This window comes from Caballeronia sp. J97, from assembly GCF_905220305.1.
Taxonomy (GTDB): domain Bacteria; phylum Pseudomonadota; class Gammaproteobacteria; order Burkholderiales; family Burkholderiaceae; genus Caballeronia.
In genome coordinates, this window is record NZ_CAJMZL010000024.1 from 1 (window position 1) to 18,924 (window position 18,924).

Sequence of the window (18,924 nt, forward strand, 5' to 3'; positions counted from 1 at the left end):
GGCGGACCATTAGGCCAATCGCCTGTGCCGGGGCCGGTGTGAAGTACTTTGGATGGGGATAGCTGCTTTCTTTGGTTACTTTCTTTGCAGCAGCAAAGAAAGTGACTGCCGCCCCGCACAGGGGCAGTGCAAATAGACCGACACGAATACGGGATCCGGCGAAAGCAAAAGCAACAGCAAAAGCAAAAGCAAAACCGCTCAAAACATCGCCCCCGCCACCCTCCCGACCTGCGCGATCCCCACATCGAACATCCGTTGAAAGAACGGCATCAGATTCGGCACCATGAGCTGCAACAGCAGCAACCCCACGAGCATCGTCACTGGAAACCCGACCTGAAAAATCCCGATCTGCGGCGCCGCGCGATTCAAAATCCCGAGCGCCAGATTGGCGATCAAAAGCGCCGCCACGATCGGCAACGCCAGCAACAAGCCCGTCGAAAACACACTCGCCCCATACCCGACCAGCACGCGCCATCCCTGCGCATGCGAAGCCGCCGCCACGACATTCGCCTCGATCGGCACGCTTTGAAATGTCGCCACCAGCGCGCTCATCAACTGCAAATGACCATCGAACACGAGGAACGCGAGCATCGCTAGCGTGTTCAGATAACGCGAAACGACCACCGCATTTCCGCCGGCGCGCGGATCGTAAAGCATCGCGAAACCGAGACCCATCTGCTGCCCGATGAACTCGCCGGCCGCATCGACGGCAGCGAACGCGATCTGCATCACCATGCCGATCGCCGCGCCGATCAGAAACTGATTCACGATGATCCACACGCCCGCCGCCGAAAACACCGTCACCTGCGGCATTGCGGACAGCGTCGGCGCGACGATCAGCGATATGAAGGCGGCCAGCGCGATCTTCACGCGCACCGGAATCGCCATGTGGCTCAGGACGGGCGCGGTGGCGATCAGCGCGAGGATGCGCACGAACGGCCACAGGAACGCCGTGAGCCAGCCGTTCAGTTGGGCATAGGTGACCGAAAACATCGAGCGTCGCTCAGCCCGTGATCGCAGGCGTGATCGTGAAGACGTGGCGCATGTAGTCGAGCAGCGTCGAAAGCATCCACGGACCGGCGATCACGAGCGTCACCGCCACCGCGATCAACTTCGGGATGAACGACAGCGTCGACTCGTTGATCTGCGTGGCCGCCTGAAACAGGCTCACCACCAGACCGACGACGAGCGCGACCAGCAACAAGGGCGCGGCGAGCAACAGGGCGACATACATCGCCTGATGCGCCATCGTCATGACGGATTCCGGCGTCATCGAATACTCCTCAGGAAACGAAGCTCTGCGCGAGCGAGCCGATCAGCAACTGCCAGCCATCGACGAGCACGAACAGCATCAGCTTGAACGGCAGCGCGATCGTCGTCGGCGAAACCATCATCATGCCCATCGACATCAGCACGCTCGCCACCACCATGTCGATGATGAGAAACGGAATGAAGATCGTGAAGCCGATCTGAAAGCCCGTCTTCAGCTCGCTCGTGACGAACGACGGCACGAGCAGCGAGAGCGGCACGTCCTCGGGGCCGTTCATCGGCGCGGCATGCGAGATGCGCGCGAACAGCGCGAGATCCGACTCGCGCGTCTGCTTCAGCATGAACTGCTTGAAGGGCGCGACGCCGCGCGTCATCGCCTGGTCCATCGCGATCTGGCCTTCGGAAAAGGGCTTGTACGCGTCGGTGTAAGCCTTGTCCAGAACGGGCGACATCACGAAGAACGAGAGAAACAGCGCGAGGCCGACGAGCACCTGATTCGGCGGCGTGCTCGACGTGCCGAGCGCCTGCCGCAACAGCGACAGCACGATGATGATGCGCGTGAAGCTCGTCATCATCAGGACCATCGCGGGGAGGAACGAGAGCATCGTCAGCAGCAGCATCGTCTGCACGCTGAGCGAGTACGTGGTGCCGCCGTTCGGGCCGGGACTCGTATTGAAGGCGGGCAGGCCGGCGGTGCTTTGCGCGAACGCGAGATACGGCATCAAGCCGATCACGACGGGCAACGCGAGCTTCACGCCGCGCACGATGTTACGACTGACCTGCATTTACTTGCCCCCGCCGACGATGCTTGCGAGCGCATCGAGAATGCGCCGACCTTGAAGAACAACGAACGTAATAGCCATGAGAACCCGCCTCTTTCGACAGGATGAATTCTCGGCTATCGCGCTATCGAACGATGGCGCGAAAAGAGGGGGAAACCCGCGCCAACTCGTTCTATTGCGAAGCAGCGCCGTAAACGCACATCGGGCGCGATCCTCGCGGACCACGCCCGATGTAACGGCCGATTGCGCCTTACTTGACGAACTTCTGGAGCCGCTTGTTCGCTTCGCCGGCGAGGGCGTCGCGAAAGCGCGCGCCGAAGTTGCCGGACGACGATGACGCCGCGACGCCGACGCCTTCCACCTCCGCCGATCCGGCGGGCATCGTGTGCAGGAGGCGCACGTTGCCGGGACCCGCGCCGAGCACGAGCCACGTATCGCCCACTTCGACGACCGCGACGCGCTCCTTGTTGCCGAGCGATGCGCCGCCCACGACCTTCACGAGACCGCTGCGCTTGCCGCCCTGATACCCGAACTTGCGCGCGAGCCACGCGCAGCCGAACACGAAGCCGATCACGACGACGAGCCCGAGCAGCGTCTGCAACACCGCGCCGAAGCCGAGCGACGGAACCGCCGTGCCCGCGCCGACGCTCGATGCGATCTGCGCGGCGTGGTTGACCGCGTTCATGTCGGCGGCGTGAGCGAAAAGAGGCGCGGCGAAAAGCAGCGCGGCGGCCAGGCGTTTCATCGATTCAACTTCCGGATGCGTTCGGACGGCGTGATGATGTCGGTCAGGCGGATGCCGAACTTGTCGTTGACGACGACCACTTCGCCCTGCGCGATGAGGCAGCCGTTCACGAGCACGTCCATCGGTTCGCCGGCGAGGCCGTCGAGTTCCACGACCGAGCCCTGCGCCAGTTGCAGCAGGTTGCGGATCGCGATCTTCGTGCGCCCGAGCTCCACCGTCATCTGCACGGGGATGTCGAGAATCATGTCGATGTCGTTGCGCGTCGACGGCGCCGCGGCCTTCGACAACGGCTGGAACACGCCCGCGCTCGCGGCCACCGGCGCGTCGTTGCCGTTCTGCTCGGCGAGTGCGCTCGCCCAGTCGTCCAACAGGAGCTCGTCGCCTTTTTCCGGGGCGCCGGGCGCATCGTTCTGCATCAGGTCACTCATATCCACCTTCCTTCATCGTGTCGGTCGCGCTGATCATCTTCTGCACGCGCAGCGCGTATTGACCATTGAAAATTCCGTAGCCGCATTCCATGACCGGCACGCCATCCACTTTCGCGACGACCTGCTCCGGAACATCGATCGGCAGCACATCGCCCGCGCGCATGTTGAGAATCTGTTCGAACGACGAGCGGATCTCGGCGAGATCCACCGTCAATTCCACTTCCGCCGACTGCACCTGCTGCGACAGCACCCGCACCCAGCGACGGTCCACTTCGAGCGCTTCGCCCTGAATCGGCGAGGAGAGCACGTCGCGGATCGGCTCGATCATCGAGTACGGCATGCAGATGTGCAGCGTGCCGCCCGTCGAGCCGAATTCGATCGTGAACTGCGTCACGATGACGATTTCGTTCGGCGTCGCGACGTTCGCGAACTGCGTGTGCATCTCCGAGCGCATGTATTCGAACTGCAGCGGCTTCACGCTGCGCCACGACGTCGCGTAGTGCTCGAACACCAGATTCAGCAGCTTGGCGATGATGCGCTGCTCGGTCTGCGTGAACTCGCGGCCTTCAACGCGCGTATGAAAACGCCCGTCGCCGCCGAACAGGTTGTCGACCACGAAGAACACGAGGTTCGGATCGAACACGAACAGCGACGTGCCGCGCAAGGGCTTCACATGGACCAGGTTGAGATTGGTCGGGATCGGCAGGTTGCGCGTGAATTCGCTGTATTTCTGCACCTTCACCGGGCCGACGGAGATTTCCGCGGAGCGCCGCATGAAGTTGAAGATGCCCACGCGCATGAGGCGCGCGAAGCGGTCGTTGATGATTTCGAGGCCGGGCATCCGGCCGCGGACGATGCGTTCCTGCGTCGCGATGTTGTAGGGACGTACGCCGGCGGGCTTGCTCTCGTCGGAGACTTGATCGATTTCGCCGGTGACGCCCTTGAGGAGGGCATCGACCTCCTCCTGCGACATGAACTCTTCGTGGCCCATGACTCTTTACTCGCTGATGCGGCGTTACTGGACGACGAATTCGGTGAACAGCACTTCCTCGACGCGCACCGGCTTCTCAGCCGAGCTCGCCGCGGTTTCGACCGCCGCGCGCAGCTCGTTTGCGAGCTGCTTCTTGCCGTCGACGGTCGCGAGATCGTCGGGGCGCTTGCCGGAGAGCAGAAGCAGCACGCGGCTGCGGACTTCGGGCATGTGCTCGGTCACGCTCAACTGGACCTTTTCGTCCTTCAGCTTGAGCGTGAGGCCGGCGCGCAGATAGTGCATGGTGCCGTCGTCGGACTGGAGGTTCACTGTCAGCGATTCGAGCGGGAAGAACACGGGCGGCGGTTCCGGAGCGGGCTTGGCCGGGCCGTGATTCTTGCCGAGGAAGAAGTAGGCGCCGCCCGCGCCCGCGCCGAGCAGCACGATCGCGCCGACGGCGATGATCAGGATCTTTTTGAGCTTCCCGCCTTTCGCGGGAACGATGGGTTGCTGGTTTGCGGTCGTGGTAGCCATGAATGCGTGCCTCTTTCGATAGGTTGAATTGTTGGTGATCGGGATGTAAAGCGATGGGTCGAACAGAGGGGGTTTTGGGGGCTAATCCATCCGATTGCCGGACTTGCGCAGGGGGCCGCGGCCGGAGGCAAGGGCGCAACGGAGAGACCGCGGACGCGCGACGACGACCGCCCGCGAGATCCGGGCGGTTCGAGGGAACAGGGGCGGGAGTGGTTGCGGCGCGGGAATCGCGCCGCGCGTCAAAACCGGTAATTCAGCGCGGCGAAAGCGGTCAGTTCGCGCCGGCTTTCGGTAATCGGGCTATTGGCGGCGTAGTGCACGAGGCGTCCGAGGGTCACGTTCATCGAACCGACCCAGTGCTTCGAGAAGTCGTGAGACGCGTAGAAGGACACATGTACATCGCGCACGCCCGCGCCGGTCCCGTACTGCGGCAAGCCGGACGCTGCGCTTTGCGCGGCCGAGACGCCGAACAGCGTGCGCGTGTACACCGAGTTGGCCCACGTGAGCCCGGTCCCGACCGAAAAGAGCCAGCCCGGCAATGGCAATGAAGCGTACAGATCGCCGGTGGCCGTCAAACCCTGCCCGTTTCCGCTGATGTCCTGATAAACGGCCGCCGCGCCCGTGAAGGCCCAGACCGTGTAGTCGGCGAACAGCCGCAGCTTGGGACCGACGTCGACATTGCCGAGTCCGCGCAGACGCGGATCGTCCGAGACGTCGCGCGACTGGAAATCGAAGCTGATCGACGCGCCCACGTGATAGTTGTCCGCCGAGAGCACGTTGACGCCCAGCACGTCCATCCCTTGCGAGAAGATCCGGTCGCGGTACGAAATGTCGAGCGACGGAAACGGATACGCCTTCAGGCGACCCGCGCCCGGATAAGCCGGCGCGACATAGACGCCCGGACCGATCGAAATCTTCCACGGCGATTCCGGCTGCGCGGGCGCGTTGGCAGGAGACGGCGTCATCGGATCGCCATCGCCAGCCCATGCATGCTGCGCGAAGGCCAGCACGGCGACGGCCGCCAGCCCTTTCATCGAAAACAGTTGCTTCATGGATTTCCTGGACGATCCGTCCGCTGTTTCCTGTCGGCTTCGCGTCACGCCCTGCTGGACCGCGATGCACGCGAATGGGTACGCACAATGCACGATGAGGCGCGTCGGCCTCAGAACGTCGCGCCGAACTGGAGATAGACGCTTTGCGTGCCGCCTGGCGCGATCGCGTAACCGAGATAAGCGGGCCCCAAGGCCGTCGTCGCGCCGACGAACACGCTGAAGCTCTTCTTCAACTCGCTCGGGCGAAGCGCGCTGCGCGTGAGCGTCGCATTACCGGCTTCGGCCATCGTGCCCAGATACAGATCGTTCACCGCCGCATTGTTCGGGGACGCCACCTGGAACTGATAGGTCAACTGGCTGTAGAACACGTAGTTCCCGGAAAACTGGTTCACGCCATAGGCCGCCAGATGACGGAAGCCGCCCAGCGTGAACGGAGAACCGGACTCCCTGGACGCGCCAACCTCGACGGTCGCGTTGAAGCTGTGCTTCCCGAACGTGGTGGCGGCGGTGGCGCTTGCGTGCAGATACCGGTACGCGTCGTCCTCTGCGCCGAACGACGATTCAGCCGTCACCCGGAACGCATAACCCGAACGCGGGAACAGGACATCGTCGAGCTGGTCGATGGCGAACTGCGCGCGCAAGAATGACTGCGACCAGCTTTGCGAAGGAAGCGAGATCGCCGTGAGCGCGCCATCCGCGGTGGCGGCCAGCACGTCCTGATTCGGCGTTTCGCGAATGTGCGACGTCGCCACGCCGATGCGCGCTTCGCCGAGATGCGACACCGGCATCGCGAAGTCGAGTCCGACCTTGGCTTCGCTGCGCCATGTGCGATAGGTGGGCCGCTTGCTGATCGCGTTGTTCTCGTCGCTGCTGTAGTAGGCCATGTGCGTCTGCGACACTTCCGCATAGGGCGCGACGTAGTAGCCGTAGCCACCCAGTACCGGCTGGCGCAACTCGGTGCGCAGGCTTTGTTTTTCATCGCCGAGCGACAGATCGTTGCGCCATTCCAGACCCGATGAAGTCAGCCACGGCCGCCGGTGGCCGATGTTGATCGTGAATCCGCCGCTGCCGTCGAAGCCCGTCGACAGGCCGATACCGAAAAGCAGAAAGTTGGGCCCCCAACTCTTTTCCGCCGCTTTCACGTGCAGGCGGTTCACGCCGTCCTCGTCGACGAATTCGTGCGACACGCTCTCGAAATAACCGCTCGCTTCGAGGCGCGCCAGCCGCTCGTTGATTTCGTGCGCGTCGTAGGCGTCGCCTTCGTTGACGTTCAGCGCCTGACGGACATACTCGGGCGGGATGCGTTTAGAAGTGGAGATGTCGATCGCGTCGATGCGCGCCGCCGTGGGCCGCGACGCGGCCCGGTACTCGGCCTGATAAGACGCATAGTCTTCGGCGGACAGGGACAGCGCGGCGAGCCGGTCGCTCGCGGCATCGGCGGCCTTTTCGCCGTCGGCGATAGCCTCGCTCGCCCGCGTGAAATCGGTGAACCTGATGTCGCCGAGATCCGGGCTGATCAGGATATCCCTCGGCCCGAGCTCGCTTTTCGCCGCCTTTACGTTCTGGCCGATCAGGATGCCGATCATCTGCTGGGCGACGTCGGCGGGCGACTTGATGTTCTCGCGCGTTCTGAGCGGCGTGCTGATATTCACGGCAATCACGATATCGGCGCCGAGTTCGCGCGCGACGTCCACGGGCAGGTTGTCGACGATCCCGCCATCGATCAGCGAGCGGCCGTTCACCTCGATCGGCGAGAACAGGCCGGGCGCGGCCATGCTCGCCCGAATGGCGATCGGCAGCGAGCCGTGGTCGAGCACGACGCGATTTCCGTGTTCGAGATCGGTCGCGACTGCGCGAAACGGCAAGGGCAGTTGATCGAATGAATGGTTCGGCGGAACGGACGCGGTCCATTCCTGCAGCAGCGCGAGGAAACTGTTCGCGCGCACGAAGCCGCGCGGCAGCTTCACGTTGCCAGAATCGTCGAAACCGACAGGCACCGAGATCGGATAGTCGCGCTCGTCCTGACGCCGCGTTTCCGGAAGCGCCTTGCGTTCGACATGGTCGAAGGCGACGTCGCCGAGATTCACCGAGCCGACCTTGCGTTCGAGCTCGTCGGCCGAAATGCCCGTAGCGTACAAACCGCCGACGACCGCGCCCATGCTCGTGCCCACGACGAAATCGACCGGGATGCGCAAGCGCTCCAGAACTTTAAGCACGCCGATGTGCGAATAGCCGCGAGCGCCGCCGCCGGACAGGACGAGCGCGATTCTCGGCCGCGGCCCGGATGCGGGGCTGGCTACCGCCGATGCGGTCGAATGCTGGGCAAAGGCGGGGGAAAGTGCGCACTGCAGGCAGAGCGCCAGAAAAAGCGAGGCGAGAACGCGCATGAAACCGTGACGCGCTCCGAAACGCGCAATCCGTGCAAAAACAGGCTAAGCGCCGGATTTTAGGAGCGTTGACGAGACGCTTTTTCCCTCGACATAAAATTTTCCAAAGCTGTCGCATCCAGCGCGCCGCATGCGAGGCAAATTCGCGCATTCCCCAGCAAATCAGACCGCTCCGATGCTGCTGGCACGACCATATGGACTAGCCTCCGCGCTCGAGATTCTTCTTCAGACGAGCGTGAAAGATGCGTCGGCAATCCGGCCTGAGCGGCCTGTTCTGGTCACTCCCTTATTTACTCGCGGCATACGCTCCGACGATGCTGTGCGCCGGTCACGGACCCGGCGTGACGGCTTCGATCTGGCTGCCCGCGGGCGTCGCGATGGCGGCGCTGATGCTCACGCGACCGGTCGGCTGGCCGGCGGTCATCGCGGGGCTCGTCGGCGCACAAGTGCTCTTCGGTCTGCTGCATGGCCTCGGCGTGGTTTCCGCGCTGGACATCGCCATCCTGCTGATCGTCGCGCCGACGGCCGCGCTGGCGCTCGTCGTGCGCTTCGCGCAAGTGCCGCTGCACGGGCTCTATTTCCTGCGCGCGCTCTTCGTCGGCGCGCTGCTGTCCAGCGTGTTCGCAAGCGCCACGGATATCACGGCGCACTCGGGGCACGTGCTCGACTTCTCCGCGGATATGCCACTGCGCGCGGCGGCGCATTTCGTGGGCATCTTCGTCATCACGCCGGTGTTCACGACCTGGGCGCGCTTCCGCCCGAGCCGCCAGATCATGCATGGCGTCGCGGAGCGCGTGATCGGCGGCATTGCATTCGCGGCGCTCGTGCCCTGCGCGCTCCTCGCGTTCGACATGCCCGCCGCGCAGGGCTTCGACGGCAATATCGTGACCGGCCTGAGCTACGCGCCGCTCGTGCTGTGCGTGCTCATCTCGCTGATGTGGGACGGGCGCGGCGGCGCATGTTCCGTGCTGGTGCTGGCGATCATCGCGCTCACGCAGACGCTGCTCGGACACGGCCCGTTCAGCCGGACCACCGACGAGACATCGCTGATCGGCGTGCAGGCGTATCTCGCCGTCGCGTCGGTGCTCGTCCTTCTGACCACGACGCTGCACGGCAGCCGCGCGCGCGCGCTCGGCGACGCGCATCGCTGGCGCACGAGCATGGAGCTCGCGCTCGCGGGCAGCGGCGAGCTCATCTATTGCCTCGATACGAAGAGCGGCCGGCTCGAATGGGGCGGCGATGTCGCGGCGATCACGGGACAGGCGCCGGAAGCGCTGCGCACGCTGGAAAACGTGCTCGCCAGGATCAGCCAGGAAGACCGCGCGCGCGTCCGCGCCCGCTGGCTGTGCGCGGCGGGTGGCACGCCCGTCGGTGAGATTTCGTTTCTTCTGAGAACGCAGGACGGCGGACTGGTGAGCATCACCGATGTCAGCACGCCCATCGACGACCTCGACGACGGCGCCGCATTCATCGCCGGAATCTGGCGCAGAGCCGGCACGCCCGCCGAGTCGCGAGGGTCCGCCGATGCGGGCGAGCACGCGGGAGCGCCGGCATGACCGCGCCTCGCACCGCAGCGCTGCTGATCCACGGGCTCGGCGGCACGCAATTCGATCTCGGCTCGATGCACAAGACGCTCAGGCGCGCCGGCATCGACACGCACACGCTGACGCTGCCGGGCCACGGCAGGACGCCGGAAGACCTCGTCGACGTCCGCGCGGAGCATTGGCTCGAAGCAGTCCGAAGCAAATATCGCGAAGTGATGGAGCAGTATGAAGTCGTCCACGTGATCGGCATGTGCATGGGCTCGCTGCTCGCGCTCGCGCTCTGCGCGCAGGAGCGCCACGAGCGCGGCAGGCTCGTCGCGCTCGCGCCGCCGATCTACATCGACGGCTGGGCGACCCCGTGGTATAGCCGTGCGCGCCATCTGCTCTACTGGATTCCGCTGCTGCCCAAGCGCATGCGCGTCGACGAAGACGAGCCCTTCGGCATCAAGAACGCGCTGGTGCGTTCGATCGTCAAGGCGAAATTCGCGCGCGGCGACAACTTTCACTATCGATGGGTTCCGCTCGCATGCATTCGGGAGGTCGACCGCCTGCGCCGGATCGTCAAGCGCGCGGCGTCGGCGTTGCGCTGCGAGACGCTCGTGCTGCACGCGCGCGAGGACGAACTGACGAGCCTCAAGTCCGCGTACTTCCTGCATGAGCGCGTGGAGCGCTCCGAGGTGATCGTGCTCGAGAACAGCTATCACCTGATTTGCGTCGACAACGATCGTGAAGTGGTCGCGAAGAGCGTTCTGAGATTTCTCGATTTGACAGCGGACAGCGCCGCGGAGCCCGCGACGGTGCAGGACGTACCCATGTCGGAGTCCGATATGCGCGATCTCGTCGAGCGCTATTTGTCCGCGATGGCTGCGCAGCGCTTCGAGGCCGCCTTGCCGCTGTTCGCTTCCGACGTCGTCTGGGAGCAGCGCGGCGAAGGTGCGCTCGCACGGACATTCGAGGGCCGCAGCGGCCTAGTCGAACTGTTTTCGAGTCTGATCGAGCGCTCGGACGGCAGCTTCGCGTTCCGCTCTTTCGGCGAACCGGCATTCGATGGCCAGACGGCGGTGGTCGAAGCGCGCTATATCGCCAGCCGCGGCGGGCGCGCGTTCGAAGGGCGCGCGCGGCAGACGTTCGTGCTGCGCAACGGCCGCATCGCGCGAGTCGTCCACGCGCCGCACGATGTGACCGCCGACGCGGCCTTCTGGGCGAGCGAAGTCGAATGGGCACGCGATCCGCTGCGCTCCGGCTCCACGGACGAAGTCATGTCCGAAGAACTGGCCGCGCTCCGGGGCGACGCGCTCGAACGCCGGTTCTCCAGTGCGCAAGCGAGCGTGAAAACTTTGGCGAGCCGCCCGTCGAGGGAGACGCAGTTAAAGCTCTACGCGTACTTCAAACAGGCCACGCAAGGCGATGCGCCCGTCGGACGCCCATCGGCGATCGATCCGGTCGCGCGCGCGAAACATGCGGCATGGGCACAACTCGCCGGTATGGCGGCGAACGAAGCGCGCCGGCACTACGTGCTCATCGCGCAACGACTGAGCGCCGAGTGCGTGGCGTGACGCGCCGGGCAGTCGGTCACGCGAACGTATCGACGAGCCCGACCGTGCGCCGCACGGGCACGTTCACGCTCGCCGCAATGGCATCGCCGCCACCGACGCCACCGATGCCGCCCGTCCCGCGGCCGTTGCCCGAGCCGGAACGCCCGTCGCCGCTCTGCTGCCGCGACTGACGCGCGAACGCGGATCCATCGGATACCGAAGCGCTCCCGAGACTGATGCCGTTCGCCTCCATCGCCTCGCGCAGCTTCGGCATCGCGGCCTCTACCGCCTCGCGCACCTGCGCGTGCTGCGACACGAACAGCGCGTGCGCGTGGCTTTCGGAAACCTGCAAGGTCACCTGCAACGGCCCGAGATCCTTCGGATTCAGGGTCAGCTCGGCGCTCTGCTGATCGCCCTTCGACAGAAACACGACCTTCTGGCTGAATGCATCGTCCCAGCCGGAACCGCCCACGTGCGGTGCGATCGCGGCGCTCGTCGCGGACGCCATTGCGCCTTGCGGGCTCGACGCCGCCGAATTCGCCGATGCCGTCTGCATCGCCACCGCGTGCGCGGCCGCATCGGCGGCCTGCTTGTACGCGGCGGTCGCGGCGTCGGCGGGCGTCGTCGACGCGGCCTGTGCGCTTGCAAGCGCGGCGGCGTCGACGGTCTTGTCGTCGGCCTTCGTGTTGACCGTGAGGCCGACCAGACTTGCGCCCTTTCCGCCCTTGGCAAAGAGACCGCCCTGATCGTCGCCATTCGCGCTTCCGCGCGCCGTCGCCGCTGCGCCGTTCGCCGCCGCGTTCGCGGGCAGCGCGTTCGGCTGCGCGTTGCTGATCGCCGCGAGCGCCGCCTGAAGCGCGTCCTGCGGCGATTTCGCGTCGCTCGCCTTGTGCGTTGTGCCCGTCGATTTGTCGTCGTCGGTCGATGCGGCGGCCGTGACGAGGGACGCCGCATCGGCTGCATCGGCGAGCGTCGCGTCGGTGTCGTCGGCGTCGCCGGCATTGGCAGCGTCGGCGGCATCCGCGCGGGCTTTCGCCTGCGCAGCGGCGGCCGCATCCGACGGCGACGCCGAGGTCTGCGCCGCCGGCTTCGATGTCTCCGCCGTCTCGCTCTTGTCCGTATTCTTCGACGCCGCTTTCGGCGCATCCGCCTGATCGGACTTCGCGGCGGCCTGCGTATCCGCCGCGTCGTCGTTCTTCGAGGCTGCATCCGACGCGCTGTCGTCCGGCTGCGGCGCGTCATGCACGCTCGTCTTGTCGGCCGAGGAATCCGTCAGCGCCTGCGCCGCTTGAGCGTCGGCGTTGGCGCGATCGGTGATGCCTTGCAGCGTCATGCCGAACGACGCGCCCGCGCTCGCCGCACGCTGCGCCGCAGCCTTGCTCGACGACATCGCGCCCGAGACCGAATTGAGAAGAGAAACGGAGGACATGCTGAGTCTCTGGATAGATCGATGAATGGATTACGACGAAGCCCGCTCGGCGCGCATGCGCAGCACCTTTGCGGCGTGCTCGTCGGCTTCGCGCTGCTCGACGCGCGCGGCCTTCTTCGCGAGCATCGCCTCGCCGCGCGCGGCCAGCACTTCGTAACTGCCGAGCTTCTGCTTCTTGAGACGCCAGTCGGGTTTCGCCGCCTCGATGCGCTGATCGGCCAGCACGAGCGCCGTGCGCTGCTGGGCGATCGCGGCATCGAGCGTGTCGACGAACGCCTGGAAGTTGCGCAGCGTCTGCGCCGTGGTGCCTTCCTGCGCCGATGCCGTGAACCGAGCGTGGTATTCGTCGCGGTAGGTCACGAGCGAGTTCAGCTGCGCCTCGACGTCGTTGCGCTCCTGCTGGAGCTTGCCGAGCTTTTTCGTGGCGGCGTCGAGTTCCTCTTCGGCGAGTTCGATGAGGGTGTTGATCGGCAGATTCTTGGACATGGCGTGGCGGTCCCGTATGGTCTTTGGCGTTCTTCTGATGAATGCTTCGGATACTAGTCGAAAACTATTCGAACAGTTGATTCAACATCGCGATGCTCGGCTCGAACGGCGCCTCTTCGCGAAAGCCCTGCTGCAAAAACGACTCCATGCGCGGATACAGCGCGATCGCGCGGTCGAGCAACTGATCGCGCCCGCTCGAATAAGCGCCGACATTGATCAGGTCGCGGTTGCGCTGATAGCGCGAGAGCATCTGCTTGAACAGACGCACGCGCTCGAGATGCCTGTCGTCGATGAGCGCGGTCATCGCGCGGCTGATCGACTGTTCGATGTCGATGGCCGGATAGTGCCCCGCCTCGGCGAGCGAGCGGTTCAGCACGATGTGGCCGTCGAGAATCGCGCGCGCGGAATCGGCGATCGGGTCCTGCTGATCGTCGCCTTCGGTGAGCACGGTGTAGAACGCGGTGATCGAGCCGCCGCCTTCCGGGCCGTTGCCGGTGCGCTCGACGAGCGCCGGCAGCTTCGCGAATACCGACGGCGGATAGCCTTTTGTCGCGGGCGGCTCGCCGATCGCGAGCGCGATCTCGCGCTGGGCCATTGCGTAGCGCGTCAGCGAATCCATCAGCATCAGCACGTGCTTGCCCTGGTCGCGGAAATATTCGGCGAGCGAGGTCGTGTACGCGGCCGCCTGCATGCGCAGCACCGGCGACACGTCCGCCGGCGCGGCCACGACGACCGAGCGCGCGAGACCGTCCTCGCCCAGAATCTGCTCGATGAATTCCTTCACTTCGCGGCCGCGTTCGCCGATCAGCCCGATCACGATCACTTCGGCGCTCGTGTAGCGCGCCATCGTGCCGAGCAGCACCGACTTGCCGACGCCCGAACCCGCGAACAAGCCCATGCGCTGGCCGCGCCCGACCGTCAGCAGCGAGTTGATCGCGCGCACGCCGACATCGAGCACCTTGTGAATCGGCTCGCGGTTCAGCGGGTTGATGACCGGCGCGGACAGCGGCGCATCGACTTTCGATCCGAGCGGGCCGAGCCCGTCGAGCGGACGGCCGGACGCATCGACCACGCGGCCGAGCATTTCCCAGCCGACGGGCAGGCGCTTGGCGCCCGCCATCGGATCGTTGATCGGCGCGCTTTCGAGCGGATAGACGCGTGCGCCCGGCAAGAGGCCGGCGACTTCGGTCGTCGGCATCAGAAAGAGTTTGTCGCCCGCGAAGCCGACGACTTCGGCTTCGGCGGTCGGAATCGCGCTGCCCGGCGGCAGCTCGATCATGCATTCGGAGCCGACGCCCATCTTCAGGCCGACCGCTTCCAGCACCAGACCGGCGGCGCGCGTGAGACGCCCGCACGGACGCAGCGGTTTGGCGATCGCGTTGCGGGATTTGAGCGCGTCGAGCGTGTCGCGCCACGTGTCGATGTGCGGATTGCCCGCGATATCGGCCAATTGGGCGATGGTGCGCGCGGCGAGCTCGTCGGGCGATTCGGCGTCGAAGGCGTCGTCGGCGAGCGGGCCGAACGACGCGCGCGCGATTTCCTGCTCCAGCGCGCTCAGTCCGTCTTGCGTAATCCGTTGATTCACCATGGCTTGCTTCTCCCGAGGGCGGCCACCACGCGCTCCCAGCGCGACACGTTGGTCGCATCGATCTCGCCGGTCGCGGCGTGCGCCTTGCAGCCGCCGCGCTCGACTTCCGGGTCGGGGCGCACGATCCAGCCCGCGGCCTCGAGTTCGTCCTTCAGATAGGCATCGACGATCGGCATGTCGGCCGGATTGACGATGAGCGTCGGGGCGCCCGAAAGCTCCGGCTCGGCGGCGATCACTTCACGCGCCACGGCGACGAGCGCCGTCGGATCGAGCGCGAGATGCTGGCGCACGACCTGCTGCGCGATATCGACGGCCAACTCGGCGAGCGATTCCGCGATGGCCGCGTCGGCGGCCTGCAGCGCGGTCTTGAACGCATCGGCGATGTCGGCGAGACGCGCGGCCTGCGCGAGCGCTTCCTTGCGGCCGTCTTCGAAACCCTTCGCCTGGCCTTGCTCGTAGCCTGCCTGATAGCCGAGCGCCTGACCCGCGACGTGACCCTTCGCGAGACCTTGCTGATACGCGTCGTCTTCGACGCGGCGCAGGTGCGCTTCGAGCGCGGCCTGTTCAGCCGCGCTGTTGTCGACCTTGATTTCGACGGGATCGAACGACGCCATCTCCCAGCGCTGATACGCCGAGACCGGGTCCTTGCGCGCGCGGGTGTCAGACATATGCGTCCTCCGCCTTGCCGCCTAGCTGAATCTGACCGTTTTCCGCGAGATTGCGGACGATCTGCAGAATCTTGCGCTGCTGCTGCTCGACTTCCGACACGCGCACCGGACCGCGCGAATCGAGGTCTTCGGCGAGCAGTTCGGCCGCGCGCTGCGACATGTTCGACAGGAACTTCTGACGCAGCGCCGGCTGCGCGCCCTTCAGCGACACGATCAGCGTCTCGGATTCCACTTCCTTAAGGAGAAGCTGGATCGCGCGGTCTTCCAGATCGAGCAGGTTCTCGAACACGAACATCTGGTCGATGATCTTCTGCGCGAGCTCGGCGTCGTATTCGCGCACGTTCGCGATCACGCCTTCCTCGTGGTTGCTCGACATGAAGTTGAGAATCTCGGCCGCCGTGCGGATGCCGCCCATCGGCGCGCGCTTCAGGTTGTCGCTGCCCGACAGGAGCGTCGTCAGCACGTCGTCGAGTTCGCGCAGCGCGGCGGGCTGGATGCCGTCGAGCGTCGCGATGCGCAGCAGCACGTCGTTGCGCAGGCGGTCGGCCAGCAGCGACACGATTTCCGACGCCTGATCGCGGTCCAGATGCACGAGGATCGTCGCGATGATCTGCGGATGCTCGTTCTTGATCAGTTCCGCGACCGCGCCCGAGTCCATCCACTTCAGGCCTTCGATGCCGCTCGTGTCGCTGCCCTGCAGGATCCGGTCGATCAGCGCACCGGCCTTGGTCTCGCCGAGCGCCTTCGTCAGCACGGAGCGGATGTACTCGCTCGAATCGAGCGACAGCGCGGTGTGCTGCTCGGCTTCCGACACGAATTCGGTCAGCACGTTGTCGAGCTGCTCGCGCGTCACGTTTTTCAGGGCCGCCATGGTCGCGCCGATCTTCTGCACCTCGCGCGGAGCGAGATACTTGAAAACTTCGGCGGCTTCTTCCTCACCGATCGACATCAGGAGGAGGGCGGCTTTGTTCAGGCCTTCAGCGTTCATCGGACACCCAGTTCTTTACGACCGTCGCAACGATTCTCGCGTCCTGACGCGCCACCATGCGCGCGTAGTCGAGATTGCGATCGAATTTGGCTTTCTTGCTTTCATGACCGAGCAGACTGACCTCGGCATCCTTGTCTTCGTCTTCCTGCTTCGCGCCGCCTTCGAGCGACGGTCCGTCGAGCAACGAGAGTTCATCCGGCGCGGCGAGCGTGGGCGCGGCTTCGGGCGGCGGCGGGAAGGCGCGGCGCATCGCCGGCTTCACCATGCTGAAGTACAGGAACAGCCCCACGATGCCGATGCCCAGGTACTTCGCCGCCTGGATGCCCCACGCGATCATCTGCGGCGTGCGCCACCACGGCACGTCCGGCGTCACGTTCAGATCGGCGGAAAACGCGCTGTTCACGACGTTCACCGAGTCGCCGCGCTTGTCGTCGAAGCCCATCGCGTCCTTCACGAGCTGCTGGACTTGCGCGAGCTTGTCGGCGGCGAGCGGCGTCATCGTGACGTTGCCCTTCGCGTCGATTTTCTTCTCGTAGTTCACGACCACCGCGACGGACAGACGCTTGATCCCGCCGGTCGCCTGCTCGTAGTGGCGCACGGTGCGATCGACTTCGTAGTTCGTCGTCGTGTCCTTGCGCTGGTTCTGCGGCGTGGACCTGGCCGCTGCGCCCGCCGCGCCCGATGCCGCCGCGTCGATCGGCGCGGAAGCCGGCTGCGGTGGCTGGTTCGACAGCGCGCCCGGCACGCCCGACGCGCCGCTGCCCGTCGTTTCGCTCGATTCGCTCGATTGCTGGCTGCGGATCGCCGTGCTCTGCGGGTTGCCGTTCGGGCCGTAGCTCTCGGCGGTCTGCTCGAGCTTGGAGAAGTCGATGTCGGCGCTCACCTGCGAGCGGGCGTTGCCGGCGCCGAAAAGCGGCGCGAGGATCGCGTCGATGCGCTTTTGCGTGTTGTGCTCGATCTGCTGCACGTACTTCAGTTGCGACGCATCGAGGCCGTTCGCGACGCTCTGGCTCGTCAGCAGGTTGCCGTCCTGATCGACGATATTGACGTTCTTGACCGGCATGTCCGCGACGCCCGATGCCACCATGTGCGCGATCGCGACCACCTGGCCTTCGTCGAGCACGCGGCCCGGATACAGATTGACCATGACGGAGGCGGTGGGCAGCTCCTTGTCGCGTACGAACACGCTCGGCTTCGGAATCGCCAGATGCACGCGCGCCGACTTCACCGACGAAATCGAACCGATGGTGCGCTCCAGCTCGCCTTCCAGCGCGCGCTGGTAATTGACCTGCTCGGCGAACTGGCTGATGCCGAACTTCTGGTTGTCCATCAGCTCGAAGCCGACCGAGCCGCTCTTCGGCAGACCCTGGCTCGCGAGGCGCAGACGCGTTTCGTGAACCTGCTCGGCCGGCACGAGAATGGCGCCGCCGCCGTCCGACAACTTGTAGGGGATGTTGCCCTGCTGAAGCGCGGCAACGATTGCGCCGCCGTCCCGGTCGGACAGATTGGAGAAGAGGACGCGGTAATCCGGCTGGCGCGACCACATGACGAGGCCCGCAACCACCATCACCAGAATCGCGACGGCCACGATGAGCGGCACGCGCGGATTCGAGCGGAACTGGTTGAGCATCGGCACGCGCTGCGCGAAACCGCCGAAGTCGGCGCCCGCGCCGCCCGCTGCGGCCGTTCCGGCTGCACCCGGCTGTGCGCCCGCCAGGCCCATTCTGGCGTCGGGCGTGATGAGTGAGTTGTTGGGCGTTTCCATTTAGCGTCGAAGCTCCGAATCCTGGGTTCTCCTCCCGCCGCTTCCGCTTTCCATGTAAGCGGCGGTGGAGGACTTTTCACGATGGGGATTATCCGCAGAAGATTGCAAGTCGATTCGGCGAATAGAGCGGAGTTTTCCCCGCTCTTCCGGTGCTTTGAAAATCCGCCCGCTGCTAATCTTTTTCGTACTCGGTGAACCTCCGCCAACGCGGCCCGAGCGTCAGGTCTCCGCCACGAGCGGCGCCGGCAATTTCCAGTCATCCGGAGTCAACATGAACTTTCCGATCAATCCGCTTTCCTCGGCTCTTTCGGCCATTCAGTCGATGGCGTCGCAAGCCGCAGGCGGGACCGGCGCGAGCTCGGCCGTCGCGTCGGGCGCCGTCACGGGGCAGAGCGGGACATCGGGCGCGGCGAGCGCAGGCAGCTTCGCCGACGCGCTGAAATCGTCCATCGACAAGATCAGCGACAACCAGACCAAGGCGCTCGGCGAGGCGCACGCCTTCGAAATCGGCGCACCGAACGTGTCCCTCAACGACGTGATGGTCGACATGCAGAAGGCGAACGTCGGCCTGCAGTTCGGGTTGCAGGTGCGCAACAAGCTCGTGACGGCTTACAACGACATCATGCAGATCTCCGTCTGACGCAGCCGCTATCGCGATCCATCCCTCAATAGTGCGATCGCTCCAGAGCCTTGAGTCCTAAAGCTTTGCCGCGTTTCTCCGATAACCCCGGTAACGGCACGGCGAACGATGGTT

The 18,924-nt window shown here is 65.3% G+C and carries 19 protein-coding genes; 3 read left to right on the forward strand and 16 right to left on the reverse strand.

Features of this window, described 5'->3' with window-relative positions; translation table 11 throughout:
* The 10 genes from U4Y90_RS25445 to U4Y90_RS25490 all read right to left on the reverse strand — a co-directional run.
* Positions 1–202: hypothetical protein (locus U4Y90_RS25445; RefSeq protein WP_321798721.1), on the reverse strand; the 202-nt coding region annotated here is incomplete at its 3' end.
* Positions 199–993 carry a flagellar biosynthetic protein FliR gene (gene fliR / locus U4Y90_RS25450; protein WP_321798723.1) on the reverse strand — a complete coding sequence of 265 codons (795 nt, stop codon included), beginning with the start codon at positions 991–993 and terminating at the stop codon, positions 199–201. The genes fliR and U4Y90_RS25445, both read right to left, overlap by 4 nt.
* Positions 994–1,003: 10 nt before the next feature.
* Positions 1,004–1,273, reverse strand: a complete 270-nt coding sequence (fliQ, locus tag U4Y90_RS25455) for a flagellar biosynthesis protein FliQ (protein WP_008352562.1) — start codon at positions 1,271–1,273, stop codon at positions 1,004–1,006.
* 10 nt (positions 1,274–1,283) lie between these two features.
* Positions 1,284–1,991 (reverse strand): flagellar type III secretion system pore protein FliP, encoded by a 708-nt coding sequence (fliP, locus tag U4Y90_RS25460; protein WP_415749412.1) that lies wholly within the window; start codon positions 1,989–1,991, stop codon positions 1,284–1,286.
* Between the two features lie 310 nt (positions 1,992–2,301).
* On the reverse strand, positions 2,302–2,796 hold the full coding sequence (gene fliO, locus U4Y90_RS25465) for a flagellar biosynthetic protein FliO (protein ID WP_321798726.1): 495 nt from the start codon (positions 2,794–2,796) through the stop codon (positions 2,302–2,304).
* Positions 2,793–3,212, reverse strand: coding sequence for a flagellar motor switch protein FliN (fliN, locus tag U4Y90_RS25470; RefSeq protein ID WP_415749413.1), 420 nt, complete (start codon positions 3,210–3,212; stop codon positions 2,793–2,795). The genes fliO and fliN overlap by 4 nt, the downstream gene beginning before the upstream one ends.
* A 4-nt stretch (positions 3,213–3,216) precedes the next feature.
* Positions 3,217–4,215, reverse strand: a complete 999-nt coding sequence (gene fliM / locus U4Y90_RS25475) for a flagellar motor switch protein FliM (RefSeq protein WP_321798730.1) — start codon at positions 4,213–4,215, stop codon at positions 3,217–3,219.
* Between the two features lie 24 nt (positions 4,216–4,239).
* Complete coding sequence (gene fliL / locus U4Y90_RS25480) at positions 4,240–4,728, reverse strand: flagellar basal body-associated protein FliL (protein WP_321798732.1); 489 nt, start codon at positions 4,726–4,728, stop codon at positions 4,240–4,242.
* Positions 4,729–4,967: 239 nt separating this feature from the next.
* Entirely contained in the window at positions 4,968–5,780 is an 813-nt protein-coding gene (locus tag U4Y90_RS25485) for a MipA/OmpV family protein (protein WP_321798734.1), read from the reverse strand.
* Positions 5,781–5,890: 110 nt separating this feature from the next.
* Complete coding sequence (locus U4Y90_RS25490) at positions 5,891–8,167, reverse strand: patatin-like phospholipase family protein (protein WP_321798736.1); 2,277 nt, start codon at positions 8,165–8,167, stop codon at positions 5,891–5,893.
* A gap of 242 nt (positions 8,168–8,409) precedes the next feature.
* Between U4Y90_RS25490 and U4Y90_RS25495 the strand changes: the two genes are divergently transcribed.
* On the forward strand, positions 8,410–9,723 hold the full coding sequence (locus U4Y90_RS25495; protein ID WP_321798738.1) for an MASE1 domain-containing protein: 1,314 nt from the start codon (positions 8,410–8,412) through the stop codon (positions 9,721–9,723).
* Complete coding sequence (locus U4Y90_RS25500) at positions 9,720–11,267, forward strand: acyl-CoA-binding protein (protein WP_321798740.1); 1,548 nt, start codon at positions 9,720–9,722, stop codon at positions 11,265–11,267. The genes U4Y90_RS25495 and U4Y90_RS25500 overlap by 4 nt, the downstream gene beginning before the upstream one ends.
* Positions 11,268–11,283: 16 nt before the next feature.
* Here the strand turns inward: U4Y90_RS25500 and U4Y90_RS25505 are convergent, their stop codons facing one another.
* The 6 genes from U4Y90_RS25505 to fliF all read right to left on the reverse strand — a co-directional run bounded on the left by U4Y90_RS25505 (position 11,284) and on the right by fliF (position 18,170).
* Positions 11,284–12,675: a flagellar hook-length control protein FliK gene (locus U4Y90_RS25505; protein ID WP_321798742.1), complete on the reverse strand. Its 1,392-nt coding sequence runs from the start codon at positions 12,673–12,675 to the stop codon at positions 11,284–11,286.
* A gap of 30 nt (positions 12,676–12,705) precedes the next feature.
* Positions 12,706–13,161 (reverse strand): flagellar export protein FliJ, encoded by a 456-nt coding sequence (gene fliJ, locus U4Y90_RS25510; RefSeq protein WP_321798744.1) that lies wholly within the window; start codon positions 13,159–13,161, stop codon positions 12,706–12,708.
* Positions 13,162–13,225: 64 nt separating this feature from the next.
* Positions 13,226–14,749, reverse strand: a complete 1,524-nt coding sequence (gene fliI / locus U4Y90_RS25515) for a flagellar protein export ATPase FliI (protein ID WP_321798746.1) — start codon at positions 14,747–14,749, stop codon at positions 13,226–13,228.
* Entirely contained in the window at positions 14,743–15,417 is a 675-nt protein-coding gene (fliH, locus tag U4Y90_RS25520) for a flagellar assembly protein FliH (protein WP_321798747.1), read from the reverse strand. Before fliH ends, fliI begins: the two co-directional genes overlap by 7 nt.
* Complete coding sequence (fliG, locus tag U4Y90_RS25525) at positions 15,410–16,405, reverse strand: flagellar motor switch protein FliG (RefSeq protein ID WP_035499267.1); 996 nt, start codon at positions 16,403–16,405, stop codon at positions 15,410–15,412. The genes fliH and fliG overlap by 8 nt, the downstream gene beginning before the upstream one ends.
* Positions 16,395–18,170, reverse strand: a complete 1,776-nt coding sequence (gene fliF / locus U4Y90_RS25530; protein WP_321798750.1) for a flagellar basal-body MS-ring/collar protein FliF — start codon at positions 18,168–18,170, stop codon at positions 16,395–16,397. The genes fliG and fliF overlap by 11 nt, the downstream gene beginning before the upstream one ends.
* A gap of 271 nt (positions 18,171–18,441) precedes the next feature.
* Between fliF and fliE the strand changes: the two genes are divergently transcribed.
* Entirely contained in the window at positions 18,442–18,810 is a 369-nt protein-coding gene (gene fliE / locus U4Y90_RS25535; protein WP_321798752.1) for a flagellar hook-basal body complex protein FliE, read from the forward strand.
* The last annotated feature ends 114 nt before the right edge of the window (positions 18,811–18,924 follow it).

Bases quoted from the DNA above. Each gene is read 5' to 3' on its own strand.
- fliR (WP_321798723.1), bottom strand. From the start codon at position 993: ATGTTTTCGGTCACCTATGCCCAACTGAACGGCTGGCTCACGGCGTTC.
- fliQ (WP_008352562.1), bottom strand. From the start codon at position 1,273: ATGACGCCGGAATCCGTCATGACGATGGCGCATCAGGCGATGTATGTC.
- fliP (WP_415749412.1), bottom strand. From the start codon at position 1,991: ATGCCGTATCTCGCGTTCGCGCAAAGCACCGCCGGCCTGCCCGCCTTC.
- fliO (WP_321798726.1), bottom strand. From the start codon at position 2,796: ATGAAACGCCTGGCCGCCGCGCTGCTTTTCGCCGCGCCTCTTTTCGCT.
- fliN (WP_415749413.1), bottom strand. From the start codon at position 3,212: ATGCAGAACGATGCGCCCGGCGCCCCGGAAAAAGGCGACGAGCTCCTG.
- fliM (WP_321798730.1), bottom strand. From the start codon at position 4,215: ATGGGCCACGAAGAGTTCATGTCGCAGGAGGAGGTCGATGCCCTCCTC.
- fliL (WP_321798732.1), bottom strand. From the start codon at position 4,728: ATGGCTACCACGACCGCAAACCAGCAACCCATCGTTCCCGCGAAAGGC.
- U4Y90_RS25485 (WP_321798734.1), bottom strand. From the start codon at position 5,780: ATGAAGCAACTGTTTTCGATGAAAGGGCTGGCGGCCGTCGCCGTGCTG.
- U4Y90_RS25490 (WP_321798736.1), bottom strand. From the start codon at position 8,167: ATGCGCGTTCTCGCCTCGCTTTTTCTGGCGCTCTGCCTGCAGTGCGCA.
- U4Y90_RS25495 (WP_321798738.1), top strand. From the start codon at position 8,410: ATGCGTCGGCAATCCGGCCTGAGCGGCCTGTTCTGGTCACTCCCTTAT.
- U4Y90_RS25500 (WP_321798740.1), top strand. From the start codon at position 9,720: ATGACCGCGCCTCGCACCGCAGCGCTGCTGATCCACGGGCTCGGCGGC.
- U4Y90_RS25505 (WP_321798742.1), bottom strand. From the start codon at position 12,675: ATGTCCTCCGTTTCTCTTCTCAATTCGGTCTCGGGCGCGATGTCGTCG.
- fliJ (WP_321798744.1), bottom strand. From the start codon at position 13,161: ATGTCCAAGAATCTGCCGATCAACACCCTCATCGAACTCGCCGAAGAG.
- fliI (WP_321798746.1), bottom strand. From the start codon at position 14,749: ATGGTGAATCAACGGATTACGCAAGACGGACTGAGCGCGCTGGAGCAG.
- fliH (WP_321798747.1), bottom strand. From the start codon at position 15,417: ATGTCTGACACCCGCGCGCGCAAGGACCCGGTCTCGGCGTATCAGCGC.
- fliG (WP_035499267.1), bottom strand. From the start codon at position 16,405: ATGAACGCTGAAGGCCTGAACAAAGCCGCCCTCCTCCTGATGTCGATC.
- fliF (WP_321798750.1), bottom strand. From the start codon at position 18,170: ATGGAAACGCCCAACAACTCACTCATCACGCCCGACGCCAGAATGGGC.
- fliE (WP_321798752.1), top strand. From the start codon at position 18,442: ATGAACTTTCCGATCAATCCGCTTTCCTCGGCTCTTTCGGCCATTCAG.